Consider the following 24110-nt stretch of genomic DNA (forward strand, 5'->3'; position numbering starts at 1 on the left):
TAGAACATGTAGGGACGTACTTCTTGATGGGGGTCAGACCGCATGGACAATCGCACGCTCGGACGACGAGGCTAGAGGGGATGAACGATCGCGCGAAGGGCGGCACGGGGGACGCGCCGCCGGCCGGGACGCGTCGCGCGGGCGCGCCGCGCGGCGCGTCCCGGCCGGCGGCTCAGGGCCTGTTCCTGCGGCTGGTCGCCATCAACGGCCTGGTGTTCGCGACCGGCACGCTGGTGCTCGCGATCTCCCCCGCGACCGTCTCCGCCCCGGTCGTGTGGGCCGAGGTGCCGGTCCTGGTGATCGGGCTGGCGGTGATGCTGGCCGCCAACGCGCTGCTGCTGCGCCGCAGCCTGGCCCCGCTGGACGCGCTGACCACGCTGATGCAGCGGGTGGACCTGTTGCGTACCGGCGACCGCCTGTCCGAGAGCGGCAACAGCGACCTCACCCACCTGATCGCCACGTTCAACGCGATGCTGGACCGGCTGGAGGCCGAGCGCAGTGCCAGCAGCGCCCACGCGCTGGCCGCGCAGGAGGGCGAGCGGCAGCGCATCGCCCGCGAGCTGCACGACGAGATCGGCCAGAGCCTGACCGTGGTGCTGCTGGGCCTCAAGCGGGTGGTGGACCGCGCCCCCGCCGACCTGAAGGAGGACCTGCACGGCGTGCAGGAGACCGTACGGGCCAGCCTCGACGAGGTACGCCAGGTCGCCCGCCGCCTGCGCCCCGGCGTGCTGGAGGACCTCGGGCTGCACAGCGCGCTCAGCGCCCTGACCGCGGACCTCTCCCGGATGAGCGGCATCCCGGTGACCCGCCACCTGCAACCCGACCACCCGGCCCTGGGACCGGACGTCGAGCTCGTCCTGTACCGGATCGCGCAGGAGAGCCTGACCAACATCGCCAGGCACGCCCGAGCCACCCGCGCCGAGCTGTCGCTCGTGACCGAGGACGGCCGCCTGGTCCTGCGCATCACCGACGACGGCCGGGGCGGCGCCCTCCGGGACGGCGCCGGCATCCGGGGCATGCGCGAGCGCGCCCTGCTCATCGGCGCCCGCCTGACCGTCGACTCACCGCCGGGCGAGGGCACCCGCGTCAGCCTCGTCATCCCTCAGGACCGAAGGACGGACCCGTGAACAAGACCCGGATCCTGCTGGCCGACGACCACGCGCTGGTCCGCCGGGGCCTGCGGCTGATCCTCGACGCCGAGCCCGACCTGGAGGTGGTCGCCGAGGCCGCCGACGGCGCCCAGGCCGTCGCCGCGGCCTCGGAGGAGCACGTCGACCTGGCCATCCTCGACATCGCGATGCCCCGCATGACCGGACTCCAGGCGGCCAGGGAGATCTCCCGGCGGGCGCCGGGCATCCGCATCCTGATCCTGTCGATGTACGACAACGAGCAGTACTTCTTCGAGTCGCTCAAGGTCGGCGCGTCAGGTTACGTGCTCAAATCGGTCGCCGACCAGGACCTGCTGGAGGCCTGCCGGGCCACCATGCGCGGCGAGCCGTTCCTCTACCCGGGTGCCGTGACCGCCCTCATCCGCGACTACCTGCAGCGGGACCGGGAGGGGGAGCGGATGCCTGAGAGCATCCTGACGCCGCGGGAGGAGGAGATCGTCAAGCTGATCGCCGAGGGCAACTCGGCGAAGGAGATCGCCGAGACGCTGGTCATCAGCGTGAAGACCGTTGACCGGCACCGCGCGAACATCCTGCAGAAGCTGGGCATGCGCGACCGCCTGGAGCTGACCAGGTACGCCATCCGCGCCGGCCTCGTCGAGCCCTGATCACACCTGGACGCTGAAGATGATCGCCGCCCGCAGGGCCAGCACCCCGGCCAGCACCAGCAGCGGCAGCACCACCGAGTACCGCACGGCCACCGCCGGGCCGGCCGACAGGCGCTCGGTGGCCAGCCCGTACAGGCCGGGAACCAGCCCGGCGAGCACCACGACCCACAGCAGCGACCACGGCAGGCCGAACACGATCTCCTGCGTGCCCGCGACGATCAGCGTCACCGCGAACACCACGATCAGCGCCAGCTCCAGCAGCGAGTACAGCCGCTCCGAGACCGACAACATGGGCGCGCTCGGCCGCGCCTCCGGCCGGTAGCGGGCCAGCAGCAGCATCAGCGCCGCCGACCCCGCCAGCCCGGAGGCCAGGAAGAGCCCGCCCAGCGCGAACGTGTCACTCCACACCGGCTGGTTCGACACCGACAGCAGCACACCCGTGTACCCGGCGACGAACAGCCCGAACAGGGAGCCGGCGACGTTGAGCACCCGGCCGTCCAGCCGCACGACGAGCGGGATCCGGAGCTTGCCGTCCCGCACGAGCGCCGCCGCGAACGACACCGTGGTGATCGCCGCGAACACCGTCAGGGCCCAGATCCCGACCGACATCGGCGTCCAGTACTTGAAGTTCACCCCGAGATGGCCGGGCGTGGTGTTGACCAGCATGTGCCAGAACCGCATCGGCTGCCCGAGGTCCAGCGTGAGCAGCAGCGGCGCGATGAGCATGGGCGGGAACGCGATGTAGTAGCCGATCCGGGCCATGGGCTCGTCCCCGGGCGCGTCGCGCAGCCTGAGCAGGGTGGCCAGCACGTACGAGCCGCCGGACAGCCCCGCGAGGAAGAAGTAGAACAGGATGTACCAGAGCCAGTCCGGCGGGCCGGCGAAGTGCTGCACGTCACCCATCGGCCGGCCCCTCCACCTTCTCCTTGCGGCGGCGCAGCGCGACCAGGCCGCCGAGCACGCCCAGCACGGCCGTGACGGCGGCGGTCAGGTAGCCGCCCGCGTTGTTGCGGCTGGGCAGCACGGCGTTGCGCTCGTCGGGCAGCCCGTACCTCTCCGGCTCGTCCATGAGCAGGAAGAACGCGTTCAGGCCGCCGTACACCCGCTCGTCGTGCCCGTACAGCCTGGCCTGCGTGACGCCCTGCCCGCGCAGGATCTCCAGCCGCTTCGCCGCGGTCTGCCGCAGCTCGGAGACCGGGCCGAACTGGATCGACTCGGTGGGGCAGGCCTTGGCGCAGGCCGGGGTCATGTCGTTCTGGAGGCGGTCGTAGCAGAGCGTGCACTTCTGCGCGATGCCGGTCGTCTCGCTGGCGCCGATCACGTCGTACGGGCAGGCCGCGATGCAGTTGCGGCAGCCGTTGCAGACGTCCGGCTGGATGAAGACGCTGTCGAACTCGGTCCTGATGATCGCGTTCGTCGGGCAGACCTCCATGCAGCTCGCCTGCTTGCAGTGCTTGCAGACGTCCGACATCATCAGCCACGCCGCGCCGTTGCCCGGGGTCACGGCCTCGTCGGGGACGTTGTCGTGGAACTGCACGTGCCGCCAGGTCTCGGCGTCCAGCCTGCCGGTGTTGTCGAAGCCGTCCAGGAACGACGGCGCGTGGCCCTCCAGCTGGTTCCACTGCTTGCAGGCCACCTCGCAGGCCTTGCAGCCGATGCACACGCTGGTGTCGGTGAAGAACCCGTACGCCTGTCCCGGTGTGATGTGCGGCATGTCAGAACCCCATCAGGTTGGCCGTGATCTTGGTGTGCCCCTGCTCGGCCATGTACAGATCGACGGGCACCGCCGCCAGCTCGTCCACCCGCGGCACCGCCCCCGGGTCGCGGCCCAGGTCGACGTCGATGAGGTAGCGGTGACAGCTCTCGCACGACTCGGCTCGTAGCTGCGGGAACATCGCCTCCGGCACCGGCCCGTGCCGCCCCACGTACGGCCCCGTCCTGCTTGCAGAGCCCGCCTCCGGAGAGGCCGCCGGCGGGTTCGCGTGCGCTTCGGCGTGGACCGTGCGCTTGCCGCTCTCGCCGCAGTTCGGGCAGGTGGTGGCGGAGAAGCTCCACTCGTGCGGGCAGGCGGCGCAGGCCAGCATGCGCCGCCCGCTGACGAGCGGATCCTCGCTCGCGAGCCGGTAGCTGAGCTGGGGCGGCCCGCCGCAGGCGGGACAACGTCCCGCCGCACTCTCCGGGCGCCGCTCGACCGGGACGACGCGCATCGTGGCGCGGGCCAGGAAACGTTCGACCGGCGTGAGCTCCTCGCCCGCGACCCAGGCGGCCAGCAGCCCCGCACCGTCACCGGCCCCGACCCCGCCGACGGCCTCGGCGAGCGGGCGCGGACCATGGGCCGCCGTGGCCGCCATCACCCGCGGCAGCACCACCGCCGCGGCCCACTCCAGCCACGCGTTCCCGCCCGGGGCCGCACCGCGACCCTCGCCCGCACCGCTGCTCGGAACGGAACCGCCGTCCGCGCGGACGCCGCCGGGGTCCGCCGACTCCCAGACGTCCACCAGCGCCAGGTACAGCCCCAGCACCTCACGCGCATGCGGATACCGTTCCCGCAGCTCCAGGGCCCGTGCCCGCTCCTGCCCGTACATCAGATCTTCTCGATGTCGACCAGGAACGCCTTGTACTCGGGCGTCCGCGCACTCGCGTCGCCCACGAACGGCGTCAGGGCGTTGGCCAGCCAGTGCTGCCCGGTGTTGATCCCGACGAACCCCCAGTGGATCGGGATCCCGATCTGGTACACCTGCCGCCCGTCCACCTGCAACGGGCCCAGCCGCTTGGTCACCACGGCCCGCACCTCGAGCTTCCCGCGCCGCGAGGAGACCCGCACCAGGTCCCCTGTCTCGATGCCCTTCTCCCGCGCCAGCCCCGCCGGCACCTCGACGAACGCCTCCGGCTGCAGCTGGACGAGGTGCTCGACGTTCTGGGTGACGTAGTGCTCGTGCTCGGTGAGCCGGTACGAGGTGGCCACGTACGGGTAGTCGGCCGGGGTGCCGAACCGGGACGCGCGCCCGGCCCGCTCGTCGTACATGAACGCCACCGGCGTCGCCGACTGCTGCGGGTGCAGCGGGTTCGCGATCGGCGACTCGATGGGCTCGTAGTGCTCGGGGAACGGCCCGTCCGCGACGGCGTTGCTGAACAGGCGGCCCACGCCCTCGCCGGTCATGATGAACGGCAGCGGCGCGTCCGGCCCCGGGCCGGTCGTCGGCGGGTAGTCGGGCACGTCGCCCACCCACTTGCCGCCCGCCCAGGCGATGCCGGGGCGTTCGGGGTCCCAGGGGCGGCCGTTCTCGTCGGCGGAGGCGCGGTTGTAGAGGATGCGGCGGTTGGCGGGCCAGCTCCAGGCCCAGTTCGGGTAGAAGCCCATGCCGCTGGGGTCGTTCCTGCCGGGGTCCTGGACGCCGTCGCGCCGCTTGGTCAGGTTGCCCTCCTCGGGGTAGTGGCCGGTGTAGATCCAGTCCCCGGCGGCGGTGGTGCCGTCGTCGTTGAGATCGACGAACGTGGCGAGCCGCTTGCCGGTCCGCAGGTCCCGGCCGTTGATCTCCTGGGCGATCTCGTCCAGCTCGGGCTTGCGCGGGTTCCGGTACGGCATCGTCAGCTTCAGCACCGGATCGGGGAACCTGCCGCCCTGCGTCTGGTACAGCTCGCGGACCCGCAGGAACAGCTCGGCGAGGATCCAGTGGTCGTGCCTGGCCTCGCCCTCCGGCGGCAGCACCTGCTCCTTCCACTGCGCCCACCGGCCGCTGTTGGTGAACGAGCCGTCCTTCTCGATCCAGTGGGTGGCCGGGAGCATGAACACCTCGGTCTGCACCTTCGCCGGGTCCATGCCGGGCGCCCGCCAGAACTCCGAGCTGGTGGTGTTGAACGGGTCCATGACGCACAGCCACTTGAGGTTCGACAGCGCCTGGAGGACCTGGTTGGAGTCGGGGCCGATGCTGGTCGCGGTCATCCCGGACAGCATCACTCCCTGCATCTTGCCCCGCAGCGCCTGGTCGAAGATCGAGATCCAGGAGGCGTTCGCCGCCGGTTTGGGCAGGTAGTCGAAGGCGAACTCGTTGTCCTTCGTGGCGGCGTCGCCGTACCAGGACTTGAGCAGGCTGACCAGGTAGCGGCGGTAGTTCTCGCCGAAGAAGTTCACCGCGCGCGGGTGCTGCTTGATGCTGGCGCTCTCGTCCAGGTACGCCTTGATGTCCTTCTGTCCCGGGGCGGGGATGCGCAGGTAGCCGGGCAGGATGTCCCAGGAGATGGCGTGGTCGGTGTTGCCCTGGATGTTGGCGTGGCCGCGTTCGGCGTTCATGCCGCCGCCGGGGCGGCCCATGTTGCCGAGCAGCAGTTGCAGGATGGCGCCCGAGCGGATGAGCTGCACGCCGGTGGTGTGGTGGGTCAGGCCGACGGCGTACACGATGGTCATGACCTTGTCCGGCCGTCCCATCTCGCCGACCAGCCCGGCCACCTGCATGAACTGCTCGCGCGGGATGCCGGTGATCCTGGACACCGTGTCGGCGTCGTAGCGGCGGTAGTGGGCCGCCATCAGGTTGAGCACCGACCGCGGGTGGTCGGGGTCGATCCTGGCGTGGCCGTCCTGGTCCGTCTCGTACGCCCACAGCTTGGTGTTGTAGACGCCCTGCTCGCGGTCGAAGCCGTTGAACATGCCGTCCTGGAAGGCGTACCCCTCCTTGACCACGAAGCCGGCGTTGGTGGCCCAGCGGACGTAGTCGTCGTGGTAGAGCCGGTTGCTCAGCACGTGGTTGATGAGCCCGCCGAAGTAGGCGACGTCCGTCCCGGTACGGATGCGCACGTACGTGTCGGCCACCGCCGACGTCCTCGTGAACCGCGGATCCGCGTGGATGATCTTCGCGCCTCTGTCGAGCTTGGCGCGCATCAGCCAGCGGAAGCCCACCGGATGGGCCTCGGCCGGGTTGGCCCCGTTGACCAGGATGAGATCGGCGTGCCTGATGTCACGCCAGTGGTTGGTCATGGCCCCTCGGCCGAACGTGGCAGCCAAACTGACCACCGTGGGACCGTGTCAAACACGGGCCTGTTGTTCGAGGTGAACCAGGCCCAACCCCCTCATCAGCTTCGTCGCGAGATATCCCTCTTCCGAGCTGAACGCCGCCCCTCCGGCGAAGGCGATGCCCTCGCAGCGGTTGACGACGTTCCCTTCGGCGTCCTGCGTGACGAACGTGGCGTCGCGCGAGGCCTTGATGTTCCTGGCCAGGCGGTCGAGCATGAACTCCCAGGAGACCTTCGTCCACCCGGCCGCGCCGGGGGCGCGGTAGAGCGGCTGCGGCACCCGCCTGCGCGAGACGGCCAGTTGCAGCGACGTCGCGCCCTTGGGGCACAGCGTGCCCTCGTTGACGGGGCTGTCCGGGTCGCCCTCGATCTGCAGCAGCTCGGTCCTGCCGTTCGCGGCCTTCCTGGTGTAGGCGATGATCGAGCAGCCGACCGCACAGTACGGGCAGAGCGAGTGGGCCAGCGTGGCTCCCTCGATGCGCAGGCGCTGCTTGACGTTGATCGACTCGGTCAGGTCGAACCCCAGGGCCGATCCGCCGAGCACGCCCACCGGGCCGATGCTCAGGAACCGCCGTCGGCTGACCTCCATGGTGCGGCCTCCCCTCAGCTGCGGGCCGCTGGGTACCGTTTTTTCACCGTATGAGCGGATCCTTGGCGCGTCTACCCCTGGGCGAGTTGCAGGTCGTGACGGCCTTCCGGATCTTCCGGGTTGCGCAACAGGTCGAGCAGCCTGGGGTCGGCGGGGACGAGCACGCCGCGGTCGCCGCGCGCGGCCGCTGCCTGCAACGACTCCCGCCACGCCGCCCTCCCGGCCGGCACCGCCACCGGCACCCACCGCCCGCCGCCCTGCCCTTCACCCCCGTCCTCGCCTTCGCGCGCGCCCTTGCCCTCGGCCTCGCTTGCGTGCTTGCCTTCGCTTGCTTGCTTGCCTTCGGTCTCCAGGCGTTCGTGGTAGCTGCCGTCCTCCCGTCGCACGACGGTTCGCACCGCCGCCCCCTCGCCGGCGTCGCCGATGAGGGCGAGCCGGCCCCGGCTCAGCCGTTCCACGGTGGCGAGCGCGTGCGATCGGCCGGCCTCCGGCACGGCCACGACCAGCAGCGACCGGTAGGTGACCGCGGCCAGGGCGGCGGCCAGCGTGAGGGGATCGAGCCGGGGCGCGGCACCGTGCTCCACCCACAGCGCGTCGGCCCCCGCCGCCTCGAACGCCACCGCGTCGGTCAGCCACTCCCCCGGATCGTCCTGCGGCCTGGGCAGCACGATCCCCACCCTGACCCGCTCCCCTGCCCGCCCGGGCAAGCCCTCCCCACTCGCGATCTCGTCCGTCATAACGGTCCCTCCTCCAGGTCGGTGACCACCCGGAGCCTCTCGTCGAGGCGGCGGGTGAGGCGGAGCCGGTCGAGGTGCTCCAGCAGCGGGATCACCACGCGCCGGTTGGTGCCGAGCGCCGCCCGCGCGTCCCCCGCCGTGAACGGCTGCGGCAACCGCGCCAGGACGCGGGCCGCCGCGACATCGGCCCCCGGCAGCAGTACGACCCCGTCGGCCAGCCGCAACACCAGGCCGGCCCGCGCGGCCAGCGCCACCGCCTGACGGGTGAGTCCCAGCTCGGGGAGCCGCGCCGCTTCCGGCGCCAGGTACGGCGCCCGTGCCAGCTCCTCCCGCAGCCGCCCGACCGCCTCGGCCACCGCGCCCGGCACCCGGTCCCCGTCGATCCGGCCATCGGAGACCCGCAGCGGCGGGCACGCCCTGACCAGCGCCTCGACAAGCTCACGCGCGGGCAGGCCGAGCGCGGTGCGGGCGGCGTCCACCGGGATGCCGGGCTGCTCCGCCACGATCGCCCCGAGCCGCTCCCCCAGCTCTTTCCACCGCCCGGCGTCCACCAGCCAGTCCCCCGCACCGGGCACGTCCAGCGGACGCGGGTCGAGCCCCATCGCGACCTGCACGTCCAGCGGGTCGAGCCCCATCGCGACCAGCTCGGAGCGCCGCACCATCCCCCGCCAGCCCAGCACGGTCGCGGCATCCGGCATCCGAGCCGTCGCACGGTCCGATGCGGCGAACGGCGCCAGCTCCGCGGCCCGTCTGGTGCCCGCCCCGCGACCGCGCAGCGGCGACGGCAGAACGTCCAGCACGACCACGCCGGTGATGGGCCGCCCGGAGCAGCGCAGCAACGCCCGATCCCCGACCCGCAACGGCAACGCCCGCGCCAACACCAGCCGAACCGCACAGGCCCCGCCGGCGGCGTGCACCGGGCCGAACGGGCGTACCCGGACCGGGACCGAGGCCGACCCGATGTGCAGCACCGCCTCGCGCGGCGGTTCCCCCGAGCCCGCCCCCATCTCCAGCCGCACATCGGCCACGGACGTCTCCACCCAGCCCCCGGGCGTGAGCAGCGCCTTCCCCCGCGACACCCGCTCCAGCTCCACCCCCCGCAGGTTGACCGCCACCCGAGCCGCCCCTCGTACCGACTCCACGGCCTCCCCGGTCACCTGCAGCCCCTTCACCCGCACCCGCTCCCCGTCCAGCACCAGCACGTCCCCGACCCGCAGCCGCCCCGCGGCCAGCGTCCCGGTGACCACGGTGCCCGCGCCCCTGATGGTGAAGGCCCGGTCGATCCACAACCGCACCGGAGCCCGGGCGTCGGCCACGGGCAGCCCCGCCACCATCCGGTCGAGCGCGGCCCGCAGCTCGCCGAGCCCTTCCCCCGTGCTCCCGGCCACCGTGACGACCGGCCACGCCACCCGCTCCCTGGCCTCCTCCACCGCCGGCGCCGGGTCCATCAGGTCGCACCGGGTGACCACCAGCAGCCCCCGCTCGACCCTGAGCGCCTCGATCGCCTCCCAGTGCTCCTGCGACTGCGCCTGCCACCCCTGATCCGCCGCCAGCACGAACATCACGGCCGGCACGGGCCCGAGCCCGGCCAGCATGTTGGTGACGAAGCGCTCGTGCCCCGGTACGTCCACGAACGCCAGCCGCCGCCCCGAGGGCAGCGTGGTCCAGGCGAAGCCGAGGTCGATGGTCATGCCGCGGCGGCGTTCCTCGGCCCACCGGTCGGGTTCGATCCCGGTCAGGGCGCGGACCAGGGTGGACTTGCCGTGGTCCACGTGCCCGGCCGTGGCGATCACGTACATGCCGGCACCGCGCGGGGGCCGGTCGCCTGTCACGGCGGGCCTCCTGGGGGTGCGGATGTCACGGCGGGTCTCCTTGAGGGTGCGGAGGCGCACGGGGATCGAACCCGCCGGCGACGCCGCGCGCCGCCCACCGATTTTGAAGACCGGGGTGCCCACCAGAACACACGCGCCTCCAAGGCCGTCATCTCACGATATGACGGGCAAGGCCGTTGAGCACTCCGGGCGAGCCGGCTACTTACGCCGGGGCAGCTGTCCGGTGGGCCCTCCGGCGATGACGAGCTTCCCCGGGCCGGAGGTGACGGTGAAGCGCCCCGGCCCGAAGGTGTTCTCTCCGGTGGGTCCCAGTGGCACCGACATCCCTCCTGCCTGGAGGTCCGCTTCGAACCCGGGCAGCTTCAGCCGGATCAGCGCGGGCAGCAGCGCCGAGACGGTGATCAGCCCGACGAGTATCGGCGTGTTCACCAGCAGCAGCGCCACTCCCGCCACGAAATGCGGGTCCGCCTCGTGGTTCGGGGCGAGGCCGATGGAGGCTTCGCCCGACGGTGTGATCACCGAAAGCGACGCAGCTCTGACGAGCCGGCCGCGATGCGGCCTTGATCGTCCGGTGGGCCTCGGTGTTACGTTGAGAGTGAGACGTGCCCGACACCTGCGCGAAGGACGTGGTCACCGTGCTCTACCTCTTCGGTTTCGATCGGATCGGCGTGGCCGTGAGCGACATCTACTTCGTCGACCCCAACCCCCTCGAAGGCCAGGAGGGCGCCGAGCGCGGCGTCCGGCTGGAGCTGCGGCGGCTGGAGAGCGGCGACCTCAAGGGCTCGATCTACTCCTCCCGGCCCATCACCATCGACCGGCCGATCTGGCGCGTCGACCTGCTGGAGTCGGTCACCGGCACGCCGGGCAGCTTCGACCGCACCCACCACCACCCCGGGGTCAAGGGGTGGGAGCCGGGGCGGCGGGTGTTCGACGAGCGGCTGTCGGAGGAGCCGCTGAAGTGGCTCGGCGAGCGGCTGGCCGACCTGGAGGGGGTGCTGGACGAGTCCGGGGTCGGGCGCGACGAGGTCGGCCCGGACGACGTGACCGGCCTGCGCGACCGGGCTCCGGAGATCGTCGAGACGGTCGCCCGCCTGCTCGACACCGTACGCAGTACCGGCCCCGGCGCACCGGCCGGCGCCGAATCGGCCACGAGCGTGCGGGCGAGCTGGTTGTAGCCCGGTCCGCGGTGAGGCGATGAGTTTCCGGTGACTCCGCAGTCGGTACCCGCGGAGCTGTCAGTGCCTGTGGACGAGGAAGGACATGGTCATGAAGGACCTCTCGCAGGGTGACGTGCGGTTGCTGGAGACCGAGATCGCGCAGCGCCTGCTGCACTCCACGATCCCCGCCCGGCTCGCGTACGTCGCCGCCGACGGCACACCTCGCGTGATGTCGACCTGGCACGTCTGGACGGGCGAGGAACTCGTCATGGCGACGTACGTCCATTGCCCCCCGATGGGGATCACCCGGCCCGCCCGGCGGCTGCACGCCCTGCGGGCCCGGCCGGACGTCGCCGTCACCATCGACACCGAGGCCCAGCCGCCGGAGGTGCTGCTGCTGCGCGGCCGGGTCTCGATCACCGAGGTCGACGGCATGGTGCCCGAGCAGGCGCAGGCCGCGCGCCGGTTCCTCGGCGAGGAGGGCGGCGCGGGGTACGTCGCGCAGGCCGATCATCCCGAGACGAGGATGGCCCGCATCGCCCTGCGGCCGGCCTGGGTGGGTGTCCTGGACTTCCAGACCCGCTTCCCCGGCTCCTGACCACGGACGGAGTAGTCAGCTCGGCCTGGTGATGCGTTCGGCCAGGTCGACGACCGCGCCGACGAGCTCCCGGCCGTTCAGCAGGGCGAGGTCGTTGTGCCCCGCCCCGGCCACCTCCACGGTCGTCGCCCGCGCGGCGCCGGCGACCGCGCGGCTCAGGTGAGGGGGGACGATCGTGTCGCCGGTGCCGTACACGACCACGACCGGGGCCCGTACCGAGGCGATGCCGTCGGCGACGGGGAAGCGGTCGCGCAGCAGCGCGCGTACCGGCAGGAACGGGTAGTTGACCTGGCCGGCGGCGGCCAGGTCGGTGAACGGTGAGCGCAGCACCAGCCCGTCGGGCGGGCGTTCCAGGGCGAGCCTGGTCGCCACCGCGGCGCCGAGGCTCTCGCCGAAGTAGATGACGTGCGGGCTGCGGATGGCGTCGCGGGCGGCCAGGGCGTCGAGGTGCAGGCCCTCCTCGGTGGGGTTGCCGGGGTTGCCGCCGTAGCCGCGGTAGTCCATGAGCAGCACCGGCAGCCCGTGCGCGGCCAGCGCCCTGGCCAGCGGCGCGCGGTGCAGCCGGTTGCCCGCGTTGCCGCCGGTGACCAGCACGGTCACGTCGTGGTGGCCGGGCACGTACCAGGCGGCCAGGCGCAGCCCGTCGCGGGTCGTGAGCGTGAGGTCCCGCGCCCCCGGCAGCACCGAGGCGGCCGGCGGCGCGGGGTCGCTGTCGGGCAGGTAGATGAGCCGCCGCTGGAACACCCACAGCAGCCCGAGCAGCAGGATGAGCACCGCGGCGACGACCAGGGCGGTGCGCGCGAGCGTCGTCACGACGCCCACGGTACGCACCCCGCCCGACCGCCGTCACGGCCACCACGGCACGCACACCGCCAGAGCCTCGACCCGCCGCCAGCGGCACGCCCACGGCCGACCGCACGAAGGGCTACGCGAGCACGTCCGTAGCCGGCCGCGCGGAGGGCTAGACGAGTGCGCCCGCCTGGACGACGTGCCGGACGTGCCCGGGGTCGGCCAGCACGCCGATGTCCTCCAGCGGATCCCCGTCGAGCACGAGCAGGTCGGCGTGCGCGCCCACGGCCAGCGTGCCGATCTCGCCCGCCAGCCCGACCAGCTCCGCCGCCCCCGTGGTGGCGGCCCGCAGCACGTCGATCGGCCGCTGCACCTCGGCCCTGAGCCGGAACTCCTGGTTCTGGTGCCGGTGCATGCCGCCGAGCAGGTCGGTCCCGTACGCGAGCCGCACCCCTCCCCGCGCGGCCCGTTCCAGCGCGACGAGCCCGGCATCGAGCACTTCGTCCACCTTGCGCCAGCTCCGCTCGGGCAGGCCGAACTCGCGGCCTTCCTCCTTCAGCGCCCAGTACGTCACGAGCGTCGGCACCAGGTACGCCTCGTGCCGCAGGAACAGCTCCACGCTCGTGTCGTCGATCAGGTTGCCGTGCTCGATGGAGCGCACCCCCGCCTCCAGGGCCCGGTTGACGGCCCGGGCGGTGTAGGCGTGGGCGGCGACGTACCGGTTGGCGGCCTCGGCCTCCTCGACGGCGGCGCGCAGCTCGTCCATCGAGTACTGGGTGGAGTCGATGCGGTCGGTCGGCGAGGCGACGCCGCCGGACGCCATCAGCTTGATGTGGTGGGCGCCCTTGCGCAGCTCGTCGCGGGCGGCGGTGCGGACGGCGTCCACGCCGTCGGCGACCCGGCCGACTCCGGCGCAGCACGGGTGGTCGTCCTTGAGGTGCTCGCCCCGGCCGCGGAAGTCGGCGTGCCCGCCGGTCTGGCTCAGGCCCTTGCCGCAGAACAGCAGGCGCGGGCCGCGTACGAGACCCTCCGCCTGCGCGTCGGCGAGGCCGAAGTCGGCGCCGGACGCGTCGCGGACCGTGGTGAAGCCGCGGCTCAGCATGTCGCTCATGATGCGGGCGCTGTGGGCGGCCACGTAGGAGGGGGACATGGAGCCGAGCGTGCCGAGGTTCGCGGTGGAGGCGGTGACGTGGACGTGCGCGTCGATCAGGCCGGGCACGACGCGGGCGCCCGCCAGGTCGAGCACCCGGGTGCCGTCGGGGGCGGTGAGCCCGGTGCCGGTCTCGGCGATGCGCCCGTCGGCGCACCGCAGGTCGGCCTCGGTGTACTCGCCGGTCCGCACGTCGAGCAGCAGCGCGTTCCTGAGGAGCAGGCTCATGCCGCACCGCCCTTGAGCCAGGCGGCGGCGTCCCCGGCGATGGCCTGGGCGGCGGCCACGGACGCGTCGTCGTAGGCACCCTCGGCGTCGAGGATGTTGAGCACGCCGAGCACCTCGCCGTCGTCCCCGAGCACGGGCACGTTGATGATGGAGCCGCAGCCCAGGCTCTCGATCAGCTCGTGGTCGGCGAAGATCTCGCGTACGGCGGCCCTGTCCCGGCCGAAGTACGGCTGCCGGCCCTCGATGCAGGTGGCCAGCCAGTCCTGGGCCACCTCGACGGTCTTCTCGCCGCCCACCGGGTACTGCTCGGGGTGGCTGCTGTGCACGCGGCGCAGCGCCCGCCGCTCGGGCACCCAGGCCAGTACGGTGAACAACCGCACGCCCACCTCCCGGCGCACCCTCTCCTCCAGCTCGTTCATCGGGCTGCCTCCTCAGTCGTCTCCGTCAGCTCTTCCAGTGATCGTCCTGCCGTGGCCAGCCCGAACACGACCACGCACACCACCCCGGCCACCAGCACCGCGGTCGTGAGGCCGAACACGCCGGCGAAGCCCAGGCTCGCGGCCGACAGGCCGATGATCGTCGGTGCGAGGATGCTGCCGACCCGGCCGAACGCGCTCGACAGCCCGGTGCCGGTGGCACGGATCCAGGTGGGGAACACCTCGGGGGTGTAGGAGTAGACGCCGGCGTACGTGCCGTTCAGGAAGAACGACAGCACCGCGCCCGCGAGCGTGATCGTGACGGGCGAGTCCATCTGCGACAGCCAGAACGCGCTGACCGCCGAGCCGGCGAGGTAGAGCGCGATCGTGTTCTTGCGGTCCATCCGCTCCGACAGCCAGGCCGCGGAGAAGTACCCCGGGATCTGCGCCAGGTAGATGATGATCGAGAACTCGAAGCTCTTGGTGACCGTGATGCCGCGCTGCACGAGCAGCGTGGGGATCCAGGAGAAGAACCCGTAGTACGAGAACGTGATCACGAACCACACCAGCCAGATCACCGCCGTGCGCCTGGCCATGGCCGGGCTCCACAGGAAGCGCAGCGCGCTGAACAGGTTCACCTTCGCCGCGCCGGCGGAAGTGGGGGCGACGGCGGTCTCGGGCACCGGCGGCAGCGGTTGTCCCGTCGCCCGCTCGACGCGCCGCTCCAGGTCGGCGACCACCGCCTCGGCCTCGCCCGTACGGCCCTGCTGGAGCAGGAAGCGCGGCGACTCCGGCAGCGAGCGGCGCCACCACAGCAACATCACGATCGGCAGCGCGGTGATCACCTGGGCGATCCGCCAGCCGTCGTCGAACGTCGGCACGACGAACCGACCGATCAGCGCCGCCATCACGAACCCGAACGAGAAGAACCCGGCCAGCGCCCCGATGAACCACCCGCGCCGCTTGGCGGGCACGAACTCCGACAGGAACGGCGCGATGATCGCGCTCTCCGCCCCCGCGCCGGCCCCGGCGAGCACGCGGGCGCCGAGGAACACCTCGTAGTTCGGCGCGAACGCGGCCACCACGGAGAAGACGGCGTAGAAGGCGAGCGCGTACATCATCACCTTCTTGCGGCCGATGCGGTCGCCGAGCAGGCCCGCCACGGTCGCGCCGAACAGGAACCCGAACGGCGTCGCGGACCCGATGAAGCCGAGCTGGCCGTTGGACAGGCCCCAGGCCTCCTGCGCGCTCGGCAGCAGGAAGGCGACGACGGCCGAGTCCATGCCGTCGAAGGTGTAGCCGAGGCCGCCTATCAGGAGCAGGACGTAGTGCGGACGGCTCAGCGGGAGCCGGTCCAGACGGGCCAACAAGGTCATCGAAGCACACCTTTCACCAGGTCATGGCCCTGCAAGTCGATTGCGCAGCAACATATAGTGCAAATTGGCAAAATTGCAATGGTCTTTGCAAGTTTGGTGGGCGGCGAGCGCGTACCATGGCGACGTCCGACCTCGGGAAGGGATCACGTGACGGAGCGGGCCACCGACAGCTTCCAGGACTGGTTGCGCGAGCGGCTGCCGGAGCGCGGGCTGCGCGGCAAGGCCGCCGCGGTGCTGGAGCTGCTGCTCTCACAGCCGCGCCGGGCCGCGTTCGGGTCGGCCGGGGAGCTGGCCCAGCTCGCGGGCGTCAACGTCGCCACCGTCACCCGTACGGCACAGGCACTCGGCTTCTCCGGCTGGCCCGCCCTGCAACAGGAGCTGCGCGCCCGCTACCTGTCCTCGCTCAGCGCCGGCCAGGTCGCGGCCGAGCACCGGGGCACCGGCTCGCCCTCCTCACGCTCGCTGCGCCGCGACCTCGACAGCCTGGCCCTGCTCAACCGCCGCCTGGACGAGGGCGTGCTGCTCACGATCGCCGAGGCCATCGCGCGGGCCCGGCGTACGGCGATCGTCGCCGACGGCAGTTACGCGGCCGTCGGGATCGCGCTCGCCCACAACGCCCGGCTGGCCGGCTACCCGGTGCAGGCCGTGACGGGCGGCGACGCGGAGCTGGCGAACGTGATGGCCGCGATCGGCGAGGGGGACGTGCTGATCGCGATCAGCTTCTGGCGGCTGTACGAGAGCACCGTGCTGGCCGCCAACGAGGCCCGCTCGCGCGGGGTCCGCGTGTTCGCCGTCACGGACGCCGCCAGCCCGGCGCTGGCCGCCGCCGCGGAGGAGGTCGTGATGGTGCCGGCGGAGGGCGAGGCGTTCTTCCCCTCGCTGACGGCCGGCATCGCCGTCGCCCAGGCGCTGGTCACCCAGCTCGCCGCCATGGACCCGGCGCGCACGGGCGCCTCGATCGAGGCGGCGGAGGCGATGTGGGCCAGGTTCGGCCTCCTGCACCGCCGCCCCGCCTCCTAGTACGCGTTCCCCGGGCTCACCGCGTCGAGGATCAGGTCGATCACCTCGGTACGGCGCGGGGCCAGGTAGAAGTGGCCGCCGGGCAGGACGTGCAGCTTGAAGCCGGCACGGGTCAGCTCGGCCCAGCCGGCGGCGTTCGTGGTGTCCACCTCGGGGTCGCTGTCGCCGATGATGGCCGTGATGGGGCAGTCCAGCGGCTCGGCGTGGCGGCTGCGGTAGGTCTCGGCCAGGCGGTAGTCGGCGCGCACGATCGGCAGGATGTACGCGCGCACGTCCGGGTCGTCCAGCAGCTCGGGCTCGGTGCCGCCGAGCCGCCGCAGCTCGGCCGTCAGTTCCTCCTCGGTGCCCAGGTGCACGGTGCCGGGGCGGGGCAGGTTCGCGGCCCGGCGGCCCGAGACGACCAGGTGGGCGGGGCTCACGCGCAGCGCCGTCTCGTACGCGATCAACGAGCCCAGGCTGTGCCCGAACAGCACGGCCGGGCGGTCCAGCAGCGGGCGCATGGCCTCGGCGATCAGGTCGGCCAGCGCGTGCGCGTCGTGGAGGGGCGCCTCGCTTGCGCGGTCGGCGCGGCCCGGGTACTGCACGGCCCGCACCTCCACGCTCGGCGGGACCGCCCGGTGCCAGTCCCGGTAGGCCGCGGCGGCGCCGCCGGCGTGCGGGAAGCAGAACAGCCGCATGGCGGCGTGCGGGCGGGGGTCGAGCGAGTGGAACCAGGTCATACGATCTCCTCGGGCGGCCGGCGGCTCCTCGTCCCGCCATTCTGAACCAGCCCACGCCCCAGCCCGAGCAGCACCAGCCCAGGCAGCACCCGCACCCACGAGGCCCCGGCGTCGGCCAGCAGCAGCGCGCCCAGCCCGGCCGCGGAGACGAGGAACCCGGCCGCGGCCAGCGCTCCGAGCGGCACCTTGGCCGCCGCCCTGGCGGACACGAGCGCGGCCCCGGTGAAGGACCTGATCCGGAACAGCGACAGGTCGAGCAGCGGCCGCCGTCCCCGTGCCTGCGTCACCAGGAACGCGCCGAGCCCCAGCACCCCCACCCCGGCCTGGGCCAACGTGGCGAAGCTGGTCCAGCCCTGCGCCTCGCCGCGCAGCAGCGCCAGCGTGACCGCCGACACCCAGGCGGCCAGCGTGATCACCCCGGCCACGTCCACGTGCGCGGGCCCGCGCCGGGCGGCGTCGGCGGGCAGCCGCCGCGCGGCCGGCCAGCAGAGCAGCAGGCCGAGTGGCACGTTGATGATGAACATGCTGCGCCAGCTCACCGACTCCACCAGCACCCCGCCGGCCAGCGGGCCGAGCGCTCCGGCTCCGGTCGTGGTGGCGCCGAAGATCGCGATGGCCCTGGTCCTGGCCGCGTCGCCGTACGAGGCCGCGATGATCGCCATGGACGGCGCGAACGCGAACGCCCCGCCCACGCCCTGCAGAGCCCGCATGACGTCCAGCACCGCGACCGTGGGCGCCCTGATCGGCTACGGCTTCTCCGTCGAGAACGCGTTCCTGGCCGTGGACACGGTCTTCGACCTGGCCATCGACGTGTTCAGCAGGGGCAGGCAGCTGGACGCCGCGGTGGGCGGGAGCAACGTCCGCGACAGCACGGCGCAGGCGTGGGCCGAGGCGGTGGGGCCGGAGGTGGCGCCGGTCATGCGGCAGGCGCTCGCGGATCCGGCCGCGACGTGGTTCGACCGTAAGCTGAAGCTCGTCCTCGACGGCATCGCGGCGGGGCTCGCACCCACGTAGGATCCGGTCGTGAGCCAGGAGGCCCGATGAGACCTGTGGATCGTGCCGAGTACCTGGGGTACACACCCGACACCGAGAGCCGCCGCCTCATCGCGCACGGCCTGCCGAAGGAGCTGCCGGAGACGCTCGGCGGCCGGCACCGCTTCACCCCGCTCTCCCTGTACGTCGGCGACCGCCTGGCGGCCGCGGCCTTCGCCCGGCTCGACGGGGTGGGGCTGTTCTGGCTGGACGTGTGGCTGCTGTCCCCGAGGCGCGGCGGCCGGTGGAGCCTGCGTGCGGGCGGCACCGCCGCGGCGGACCCGTCCGACGAGAGCGTCCTGCGGCCGCGCCCGGGGTGCACCGTGCTCGACGGGCACGCCCACGCCGGGGAGAGCGCCCGCTTCAACGCCAGCCCGGTGCCGTGGCTGCGCCGGCCGTACCGGTGGGTCGGCTACGGGATCGTGCGGCTGTCGGCCGAGGTGGGGGCGGTGCGGCTCGGGGAGCGGGACATCATGGTCCCCGAGCACGGCCTGCAGGCGCTGGCGTGGCAGGCCGGCCGTACGGGGGCCGAGGTGGACCTGCTCGGCCACCGCGGCGAGCACCTCTCAGCCCTGCCCCTGCCCACGTACACCTAGTCGCCGGGCGTGAGGGGAGCTCTGCCCTGGTCGCCGGGTGCGAGGCGGGCGAGGTGCCGGTCCACGAGCGCCACCACCGCCTCGGGCGGGTAGAGGCCGATCAGCGCCGGCTGTCCCAGCCCCTGCGCGAGCGCGAGCAGCGCGCTCGCCTCCTGGTCGGCGTCGAGGCCGGCGGCCAGTTGTCCCCGGGCCTGCGCGGCCCGGATCTGGCCGGCGTAGAACTCCAGGACCAGCGGCAGCCCCGCCCGCATCGCCTCTCCGAGCTCGGCGGAGACGACCGACCTGGCCAGGTACGCCAGCCCGACGCGGGCCTCGAAGCGCCGGGTCTCGTCCAGCGGCAGGATCTCCAGGATCCCGGCCCGCAGGAGGTGCAGCGGGTCGCTCTGGTCGGCGGCGGCCACGCGGAGGCTGATCCGCGCGTTGAGGTGTTGCAGCGCCACCAGGAGCATCTCGTCCTTGGTGGCGAAGTAGTACTGCACGGCCCCCATGGACATCCCGGCCTCGGCCGCGACCTCGCGCAGGCTGACGCTGTCCATGCCCTTGGCGTCGATGATCCGGTGCACGGCGTCGGCGATCAGCAGCCGCCGTGCCTGATGATCGACGATCTTAGGCATCCAGGAGCGGCTCCAGCTCGGCGACGGCGTGGTCGCGGTGGACGTTGAGCGTGGTCACGGCCTCGTCGGCGGAGCGGCGGCGCAGCGCGTCGAGCGCGGCGCGGTGCTCCTTGACGACCCGCTCCCTGTTGCCCGCGTCGCCGTAGTACATCGACCGGTAGGCGTCGGTCGTGTCCCACAAGGTCCTGATCAGCCGGGCCAGGCGTGGCATCGCGGCGCACTCGAACAGCGTCATGTGGAAGGTCCGGTTGGCCGTCGCCATGGCGGCCACGTCACCCGCCGCGGCGGCCCGCTCGACCTCCTCCTGCGCCGCCTCGATCCGGCGGAGGTCGTCGTCGGTGAGCCTGGCCACCGCCGCGCGCACGGCCTCCTCCTCCAGCAGCTCGCGGATGCGGTAGACCTCGCGCAGGTCGTCGAGGGAGAGCATGGCGACGCAGTAGCCCTTGTGCGGCTTGTACGTGACCAGCCCCTCGCCTTCGAGCGTCTTCAGCGCCTCCCGCAGCGGGACCCGGCTGACCTGCAGCTCCTCGGCCAGCGCGTCCTGCCTGATGGGGGTGCCTGGGCGCAGCCGGCCGGTGGTGATGGCACGGCGCAGCTCACCCAGCACGAACTGCTGGGCCGTGGGCGGCCTGCGTCGTGCCTCGTCCGGACTCACGGGTCCAATATCTCACGGAGCCACGAGTCGTCCTGCCCGAGCGCGGGCGGCGGGCGGTGGTAGGAGGGCGGGGTGGCGCTGAGGCGGATGGGGTTGGCGACCTGGCCGGCGCCGCCGAGCTCGACGGCCGGTTCCAGGCCGAGGTCCTGGGCGAGCGCGAAGGCGGCGGCCAGGTCGTTGATCGGCCCGCACGGCACCCCGGCAGCCGTGAGCCGTTCGAACCACTCGTCCGCGGTGCGTCCGGCGAGGGCCGCGTTCAGCTCGGGGACCAGGCTCTCGCGGGCGGCCACCCGCCCGGCGTTGGTGGCGTAGCGGGGGTCCCCGGCGAGGTCCGGCCGGTCGAGGGCCGCGCACAGGGCCTGGAACTGGCGGTCGTTCCCGGCCGCGATCACGATCGGGCGGTCGGCGGCCTGGAACACCTCGTAGGGAACGATGCTCGGATGCCGGTTGCCCATGGCCCTGGGCACGACGCCGGCGGCGGCGTAGGCGGAGGAGTGGTTGGTGAGCGCGGACAACAGGGACGACAGCAGCGACACCTCCACACGCTGACCGACGCCGGACGACTGCGGGCCGCCGCCGACCTGGCTGCCCTCGCCCGTACCGTCGCGGTGGCGCAGGGCGGCCATGATGCCGAGGGCGGCGTGCAGGCCGGTGATCACGTCCACCAGCGCCACGCCCGCCTTCGTGCCGGGCCCGCCGGGCTCGCCGGTGACGCTCATGAGCCCGCCGACCGCCTGCGCGATCAGGTCGTACCCGGGCAGCCCGGCCCCGGCCCCCGACCCGAACCCGGTGATCGAGCAGTACACCAGCCCGGGGTTGAGCTCGCGCAGCGCGTCGTACCCGAGCCCGAGCCGCTCCATCGTGCCGGGCTTGAAGTTCTCGACGAGCACGTCCGCCCGCGCCGCCAGTGCCCGCGCCACCTCGGTGTCGGCCCGCAGGTCGAGGGCGATCGAGCGCTTGTTGCGGTTCACGCCGAGGAAGTAGGTGGCCTCCCCGGAGGAGGCGTACGGCGGCCCCCAGGCGCGGGTGTCGTCCCCGCTCCCCGGCCGCTCGACCTTGACCACCTCGGCCCCGAGATCGGCGAGCAACATCGTGCAGTAGGGCCCGGCCAGCACCCGGCTGAAGTCGGCCACCAGCAGCCCGGAGAGCGCTCCGCTCACGCCGGCGCCCCCAGGTAGACGGTGACCGTCCGGGTGTAGAACTCCCTGGCCGCCCGCCCCTGCTCCTTGGGCCCGAACCCGCTCTGCTTGGCCCCGCCGAACGGCACGTACGGGAACGTCCCCGCCGATTCGGAGTTGACGTGCAGCACGCCCACCTCCAGCCGCTCCACCGCCGACAGCGCCACCCCGAGGTCGCGGGTGAAGACGGCCGCCGACAGGCCGTGGTCGCTGAGGTTGGCCAGCCCGAACGCCTCCTCCGTGCTCGACGCGCGCACGGCGCCGACCACGGGCCCGAACAGCTCGGTACGCCAGAAGTCCACCCCGGTCCCCGGCAGGTCCAGCACGGTCGGCGGCACGAACCAGCCCTCGCGCTCCAGCGGCGAGGCGCCGGCCAGCGGCTTGGCGCCCTCGCCCACGGCCAGCCGCACCCCGGCCGACACGCGTTCCCGCGCGGCCGAGCTCACCAGCGGGCCCATCTCCACCTCCGGCGACAGCGGGTCGCCCACGACGAGCCGCGCGGCCCGCTCGGCCACCCGCTCCAGCAGCTCGTCGGCGACCTGCGAGGCCACGATGAGCCGCGAGGTGGCCGTGCACTTCTGCCCGGTGGACCGGAACGCCCCCAGGCAGACCTGCTCGGCGGCGTGGCCGAGGTCGGCGTCGGCGAGCACGACGGAGGCGTTCTTGCCGCCCATCTCGGTCTGCACCGGCTTGCCCAGCTCGCCGCAGCGCGCGATGACGGCCCGCCCGACGTCCGTGGACCCGGTGAACGACACGGCGTCCACGCCCGGGTGGCCGACGATGGCCGAGCCCGCCTCGGCCTCGCCGTACACGAGGTTGAGCACCCCGTCCGGCAGGCCGGCCTCCACCAGCGCCTTCGCCAGGCGGTAGGCCAGCAGCGGCACCAGCGAGGACGGCTTCCACACCACGGTGTTGCCGTAGGTCAGCGCGGGGCCGAGCTTCCAGGCGGGGATGGCGATCGGGAAGTTGAACGGGGTGATCAGCCCGGCGACGCCGATCGGCTTGCGCACGACCAGCACGTTCTCGCCGGGGCGCGGGGAGGCGAAGACCTCGCCGCTCTCCCGGTCGGCCTCGCTCGCGTAGTAGCGCAGGATGCGGGCCGCGCCCCTGACCTCGGCGACGGCCTCGGCCAGCGTCTTGCCCTCCTCGCGGGCCAGCTCCGCGCCCCACTCCCCGGCGCTCGCGTCCACGAGGTCGGCGGCTCCCGTCAGCACGGCGGCGCGGGCGTGGTGCGGGGTCGCGGCCCAGCCGGGCGCGGCCTCGCGGGCCGCGCCGATCGCCCGCTCCACCTCGCCCGCGGAGGCGAACCGCCCGCGCGCCACGACCTCGGCGGGCCGCGCGGGGTTGGTGTCGGCGAACTCCTCGCCCTCCCCCTCGGCCCAGCGGCCACCGATGAGATTCAGAACGTCCATGGTCAACGCACCCTAACTGTGCCATATTGGATTTTCAATATTGGATCCAAAATACGGAGAGGTCGATGATCGCACCCACCGCCCTGTTCGCCCTGGACACGCTGCTGACCGAGGAGGAACGCGAGATCAGGAGCACGGTCAGGCGCGTGTGCGACCGGGAGATCCGGCCGCACGTCGCCGGCTGGTTCGAGGCGGGCGAGCTGCCCGCCCGCGAGCTGGCCCGCACGCTCGGCTCGATCGGCGTGCTCGGCATGCACCTCGACGGGTACGGCTGCGCCGGGATGGGCGCCGTCTCGTACGGCCTGGTCTGCCTGGAGCTGGAGGCGGCCGACTCCGGCCTGCGCAGCCTCGTCTCGGTGCAGGGTTCCCTGGCCATGTACGCGATCTGGATGTACGGCAGCGAGGAGCAGAAGCAGGAGTGGCTGCCCGCGATGGCGGCCGGCGAGCGCATCGGCTGCTTCGGCCTGACCGAGCCCGACTTCGGCTCCGACCCGGGCGGCATGCGCACCACGGCCAAGCGCGAGGGCGGCGACTGGGTGCTGAACGGCACCAAGCTGTGGATCACCAACGGCTCGGTGTCGGACGTCGCGGTCGTCTGGGCGCGTACGGACGAGGGCATCAGGGGCTTCCTGGTGCCGGCCGGCACCAGGGGCTTCACCGTCAACGACGTCAAGCACAAGATCTCCCTGCGCGCGAGCGTGACCAGCGAGCTGGTGCTCGACGGCGTGCGCCTGCCGGCCGAGGCCATGCTGCCCGGCGCCAGGGGCCTGTCCGGGCCGCTCGGCTGCCTGAACGAGGCCAGGTTCGGGATCGTGTTCGGCGCGATGGGGGCCGCGCTCGACTGCCTGGAGACGGCCATCGCGTACGCGGCCGACCGCGAGGTGTTCGCCAGGCCGCTGTCGTCGTACCAGCTCACCCAGGAGAAGCTCGCGGACATGGCGCTGGAGCTGGGCAAGGGCCTGCTGCTGGCCGTGCACCTGGGCCGGCTGAAGGAGGCCGGCACGCTCACCCCCGAGCAGGTGAGCGCGGGCAAGCTGAACAACGTGCGCGAGGCGCTGGAGATCGCCAGGAAGTGCCGCACGCTGCTCGGCGCGAGCGGCATCACCCTCGAGTACCCGGTGATCAGGCACTCCGTGAACCTGGAGTCGGTGCTGACCTACGAGGGGACCTCCGAAATCCACTCGCTGGTCATCGGCAAGGCGCTGACCGGGATCGCCGCCTTCAAGTAGCA

26 protein-coding genes and 1 tRNA gene are annotated in these 24110 nt (G+C 72.8%); 8 read left to right on the forward strand and 19 right to left on the reverse strand.

Annotation, left to right across the window (positions count from 1 at the left end; all coding sequences use genetic code 11):
* Positions 1–80: 80 nt before the first annotated feature.
* A complete protein-coding gene (locus HD593_RS43310) occupies positions 81–1127 on the forward strand; it encodes a sensor histidine kinase (protein WP_185108446.1) in 1047 nt (348 codons plus the stop codon).
* Entirely contained in the window at positions 1124–1774 is a 651-nt protein-coding gene (locus HD593_RS43315; protein ID WP_185108448.1) for a response regulator, read from the forward strand. The genes HD593_RS43310 and HD593_RS43315 overlap by 4 nt, the downstream gene beginning before the upstream one ends.
* On the opposite strand, the gene nrfD is transcribed toward HD593_RS43315, so the two are convergent.
* From nrfD to HD593_RS43360, 9 genes are all read right to left on the reverse strand, one after another.
* Positions 1775–2677: an NrfD/PsrC family molybdoenzyme membrane anchor subunit gene (gene nrfD, locus HD593_RS43320; RefSeq protein ID WP_185108450.1), complete on the reverse strand. Its 903-nt coding sequence runs from the start codon at positions 2675–2677 to the stop codon at positions 1775–1777.
* Positions 2670–3488, reverse strand: a complete 819-nt coding sequence (locus HD593_RS43325; RefSeq protein ID WP_185108452.1) for a 4Fe-4S dicluster domain-containing protein — start codon at positions 3486–3488, stop codon at positions 2670–2672. The genes nrfD and HD593_RS43325 overlap by 8 nt, the downstream gene beginning before the upstream one ends.
* A 1-nt stretch (position 3489) precedes the next feature.
* A complete protein-coding gene (locus HD593_RS43330; RefSeq protein ID WP_185108454.1) occupies positions 3490–4359 on the reverse strand; it encodes a formate dehydrogenase accessory protein FdhE domain-containing protein in 870 nt (289 codons plus the stop codon).
* The gene (gene fdnG, locus HD593_RS43335; RefSeq protein ID WP_185108456.1) at positions 4359–6782 is read right to left on the reverse strand and encodes a formate dehydrogenase-N subunit alpha; all 2424 of its coding nucleotides are present in this window, start codon (positions 6780–6782) and stop codon (positions 4359–4361) included. Before fdnG ends, HD593_RS43330 begins: the two co-directional genes overlap by 1 nt.
* 12 nt (positions 6783–6794) lie before the next feature.
* Positions 6795–7370, reverse strand: coding sequence for a hypothetical protein (locus tag HD593_RS43340; protein ID WP_185108458.1), 576 nt, complete (start codon positions 7368–7370; stop codon positions 6795–6797).
* Between the two features lie 71 nt (positions 7371–7441).
* Positions 7442–8107 (reverse strand): hypothetical protein, encoded by a 666-nt coding sequence (locus HD593_RS43345; RefSeq protein ID WP_185108460.1) that lies wholly within the window; start codon positions 8105–8107, stop codon positions 7442–7444.
* Positions 8104–9999: a selenocysteine-specific translation elongation factor gene (gene selB, locus HD593_RS43350; RefSeq protein WP_312904136.1), complete on the reverse strand. Its 1896-nt coding sequence runs from the start codon at positions 9997–9999 to the stop codon at positions 8104–8106. Before selB ends, HD593_RS43345 begins: the two co-directional genes overlap by 4 nt.
* Positions 9987–10080, reverse strand: a tRNA-Sec gene (locus HD593_RS43355). Before HD593_RS43355 ends, selB begins: the two co-directional genes overlap by 13 nt.
* A gap of 57 nt (positions 10081–10137) precedes the next feature.
* Positions 10138–10458, reverse strand: a complete 321-nt coding sequence (locus HD593_RS43360) for a hypothetical protein (protein WP_185108462.1) — start codon at positions 10456–10458, stop codon at positions 10138–10140.
* Between the two features lie 83 nt (positions 10459–10541).
* Here HD593_RS43360 and HD593_RS43365 point away from each other — a divergent pair, with 83 nt between their 5' ends.
* Together HD593_RS43365 and HD593_RS43370 are read left to right on the forward strand one after the other, a co-directional pair.
* Complete coding sequence (locus HD593_RS43365) at positions 10542–11114, forward strand: hypothetical protein (RefSeq protein WP_221525286.1); 573 nt, start codon at positions 10542–10544, stop codon at positions 11112–11114.
* 91 nt (positions 11115–11205) lie between these two features.
* Complete coding sequence (locus tag HD593_RS43370) at positions 11206–11694, forward strand: pyridoxamine 5'-phosphate oxidase family protein (RefSeq protein WP_246547028.1); 489 nt, start codon at positions 11206–11208, stop codon at positions 11692–11694.
* A 15-nt stretch (positions 11695–11709) separates the two neighbouring features.
* Here HD593_RS43370 and HD593_RS43375 read toward each other — a convergent pair whose 3' ends face one another.
* The 4 genes from HD593_RS43375 to HD593_RS43390 form a co-directional block, all read right to left on the reverse strand.
* Positions 11710–12507 (reverse strand): alpha/beta hydrolase, encoded by a 798-nt coding sequence (locus HD593_RS43375; protein ID WP_185108466.1) that lies wholly within the window; start codon positions 12505–12507, stop codon positions 11710–11712.
* 148 nt (positions 12508–12655) lie between these two features.
* Positions 12656–13861, reverse strand: coding sequence for a metal-dependent hydrolase family protein (locus tag HD593_RS43380; protein ID WP_185108468.1), 1206 nt, complete (start codon positions 13859–13861; stop codon positions 12656–12658).
* A complete protein-coding gene (locus HD593_RS43385; protein WP_185108470.1) occupies positions 13858–14280 on the reverse strand; it encodes a GAF domain-containing protein in 423 nt (140 codons plus the stop codon). The genes HD593_RS43380 and HD593_RS43385 overlap by 4 nt, the downstream gene beginning before the upstream one ends.
* The gene (locus tag HD593_RS43390) at positions 14277–15653 is read right to left on the reverse strand and encodes an MFS transporter (protein ID WP_185108472.1); all 1377 of its coding nucleotides are present in this window, start codon (positions 15651–15653) and stop codon (positions 14277–14279) included. The genes HD593_RS43385 and HD593_RS43390 overlap by 4 nt, the downstream gene beginning before the upstream one ends.
* Before the next feature lie 147 nt (positions 15654–15800).
* Between HD593_RS43390 and HD593_RS43395 the strand changes: the two genes are divergently transcribed.
* Positions 15801–16673, forward strand: a complete 873-nt coding sequence (locus HD593_RS43395) for a MurR/RpiR family transcriptional regulator (RefSeq protein ID WP_312904138.1) — start codon at positions 15801–15803, stop codon at positions 16671–16673.
* Here the strand turns inward: HD593_RS43395 and HD593_RS43400 are convergent.
* On the reverse strand, positions 16670–17392 hold the full coding sequence (locus tag HD593_RS43400) for a thioesterase II family protein (protein WP_185108476.1): 723 nt from the start codon (positions 17390–17392) through the stop codon (positions 16670–16672). The two genes, HD593_RS43395 and HD593_RS43400, sit on opposite strands and share 4 nt — an antisense overlap.
* Positions 17389–18102 (reverse strand): MFS transporter, encoded by a 714-nt coding sequence (locus HD593_RS43405; RefSeq protein ID WP_185108478.1) that lies wholly within the window; start codon positions 18100–18102, stop codon positions 17389–17391. The genes HD593_RS43400 and HD593_RS43405 overlap by 4 nt, the downstream gene beginning before the upstream one ends.
* Between HD593_RS43405 and HD593_RS43410 the strand changes: the two genes are divergently transcribed.
* A complete protein-coding gene (locus HD593_RS43410; RefSeq protein WP_185108480.1) occupies positions 18101–18406 on the forward strand; it encodes a hypothetical protein in 306 nt (101 codons plus the stop codon). The two genes, HD593_RS43405 and HD593_RS43410, sit on opposite strands and share 2 nt — an antisense overlap.
* A 26-nt stretch (positions 18407–18432) precedes the next feature.
* Entirely contained in the window at positions 18433–19020 is a 588-nt protein-coding gene (locus tag HD593_RS43415) for a hypothetical protein (RefSeq protein WP_185108482.1), read from the forward strand.
* On the opposite strand, the gene HD593_RS43420 is transcribed toward HD593_RS43415, so the two are convergent.
* Genes HD593_RS43420 through HD593_RS43435 form a run of 4 tightly spaced genes read right to left on the reverse strand, consistent with a single transcriptional unit; the run spans position 19017 to position 22879 of the window.
* Complete coding sequence (locus HD593_RS43420; RefSeq protein ID WP_185108484.1) at positions 19017–19634, reverse strand: TetR/AcrR family transcriptional regulator; 618 nt, start codon at positions 19632–19634, stop codon at positions 19017–19019. The two genes, HD593_RS43415 and HD593_RS43420, sit on opposite strands and share 4 nt — an antisense overlap.
* Positions 19627–20289 (reverse strand): GntR family transcriptional regulator, encoded by a 663-nt coding sequence (locus HD593_RS43425; protein WP_185108486.1) that lies wholly within the window; start codon positions 20287–20289, stop codon positions 19627–19629. Before HD593_RS43425 ends, HD593_RS43420 begins: the two co-directional genes overlap by 8 nt.
* Positions 20286–21449, reverse strand: coding sequence for a CaiB/BaiF CoA transferase family protein (locus HD593_RS43430; protein ID WP_185108487.1), 1164 nt, complete (start codon positions 21447–21449; stop codon positions 20286–20288). Before HD593_RS43430 ends, HD593_RS43425 begins: the two co-directional genes overlap by 4 nt.
* Positions 21446–22879: an aldehyde dehydrogenase family protein gene (locus HD593_RS43435; protein WP_221525287.1), complete on the reverse strand. Its 1434-nt coding sequence runs from the start codon at positions 22877–22879 to the stop codon at positions 21446–21448. Before HD593_RS43435 ends, HD593_RS43430 begins: the two co-directional genes overlap by 4 nt.
* A 65-nt stretch (positions 22880–22944) precedes the next feature.
* On the opposite strand from HD593_RS43435, the gene HD593_RS43440 reads away from it, so the two are divergent.
* Complete coding sequence (locus HD593_RS43440; RefSeq protein WP_185108491.1) at positions 22945–24108, forward strand: acyl-CoA dehydrogenase family protein; 1164 nt, start codon at positions 22945–22947, stop codon at positions 24106–24108.
* Positions 24109–24110 lie beyond the last annotated feature (2 nt).

It is taken from the genome of Nonomuraea rubra (genome assembly GCF_014207985.1).
Lineage (GTDB): Bacteria > Actinomycetota > Actinomycetes > Streptosporangiales > Streptosporangiaceae > Nonomuraea > Nonomuraea rubra.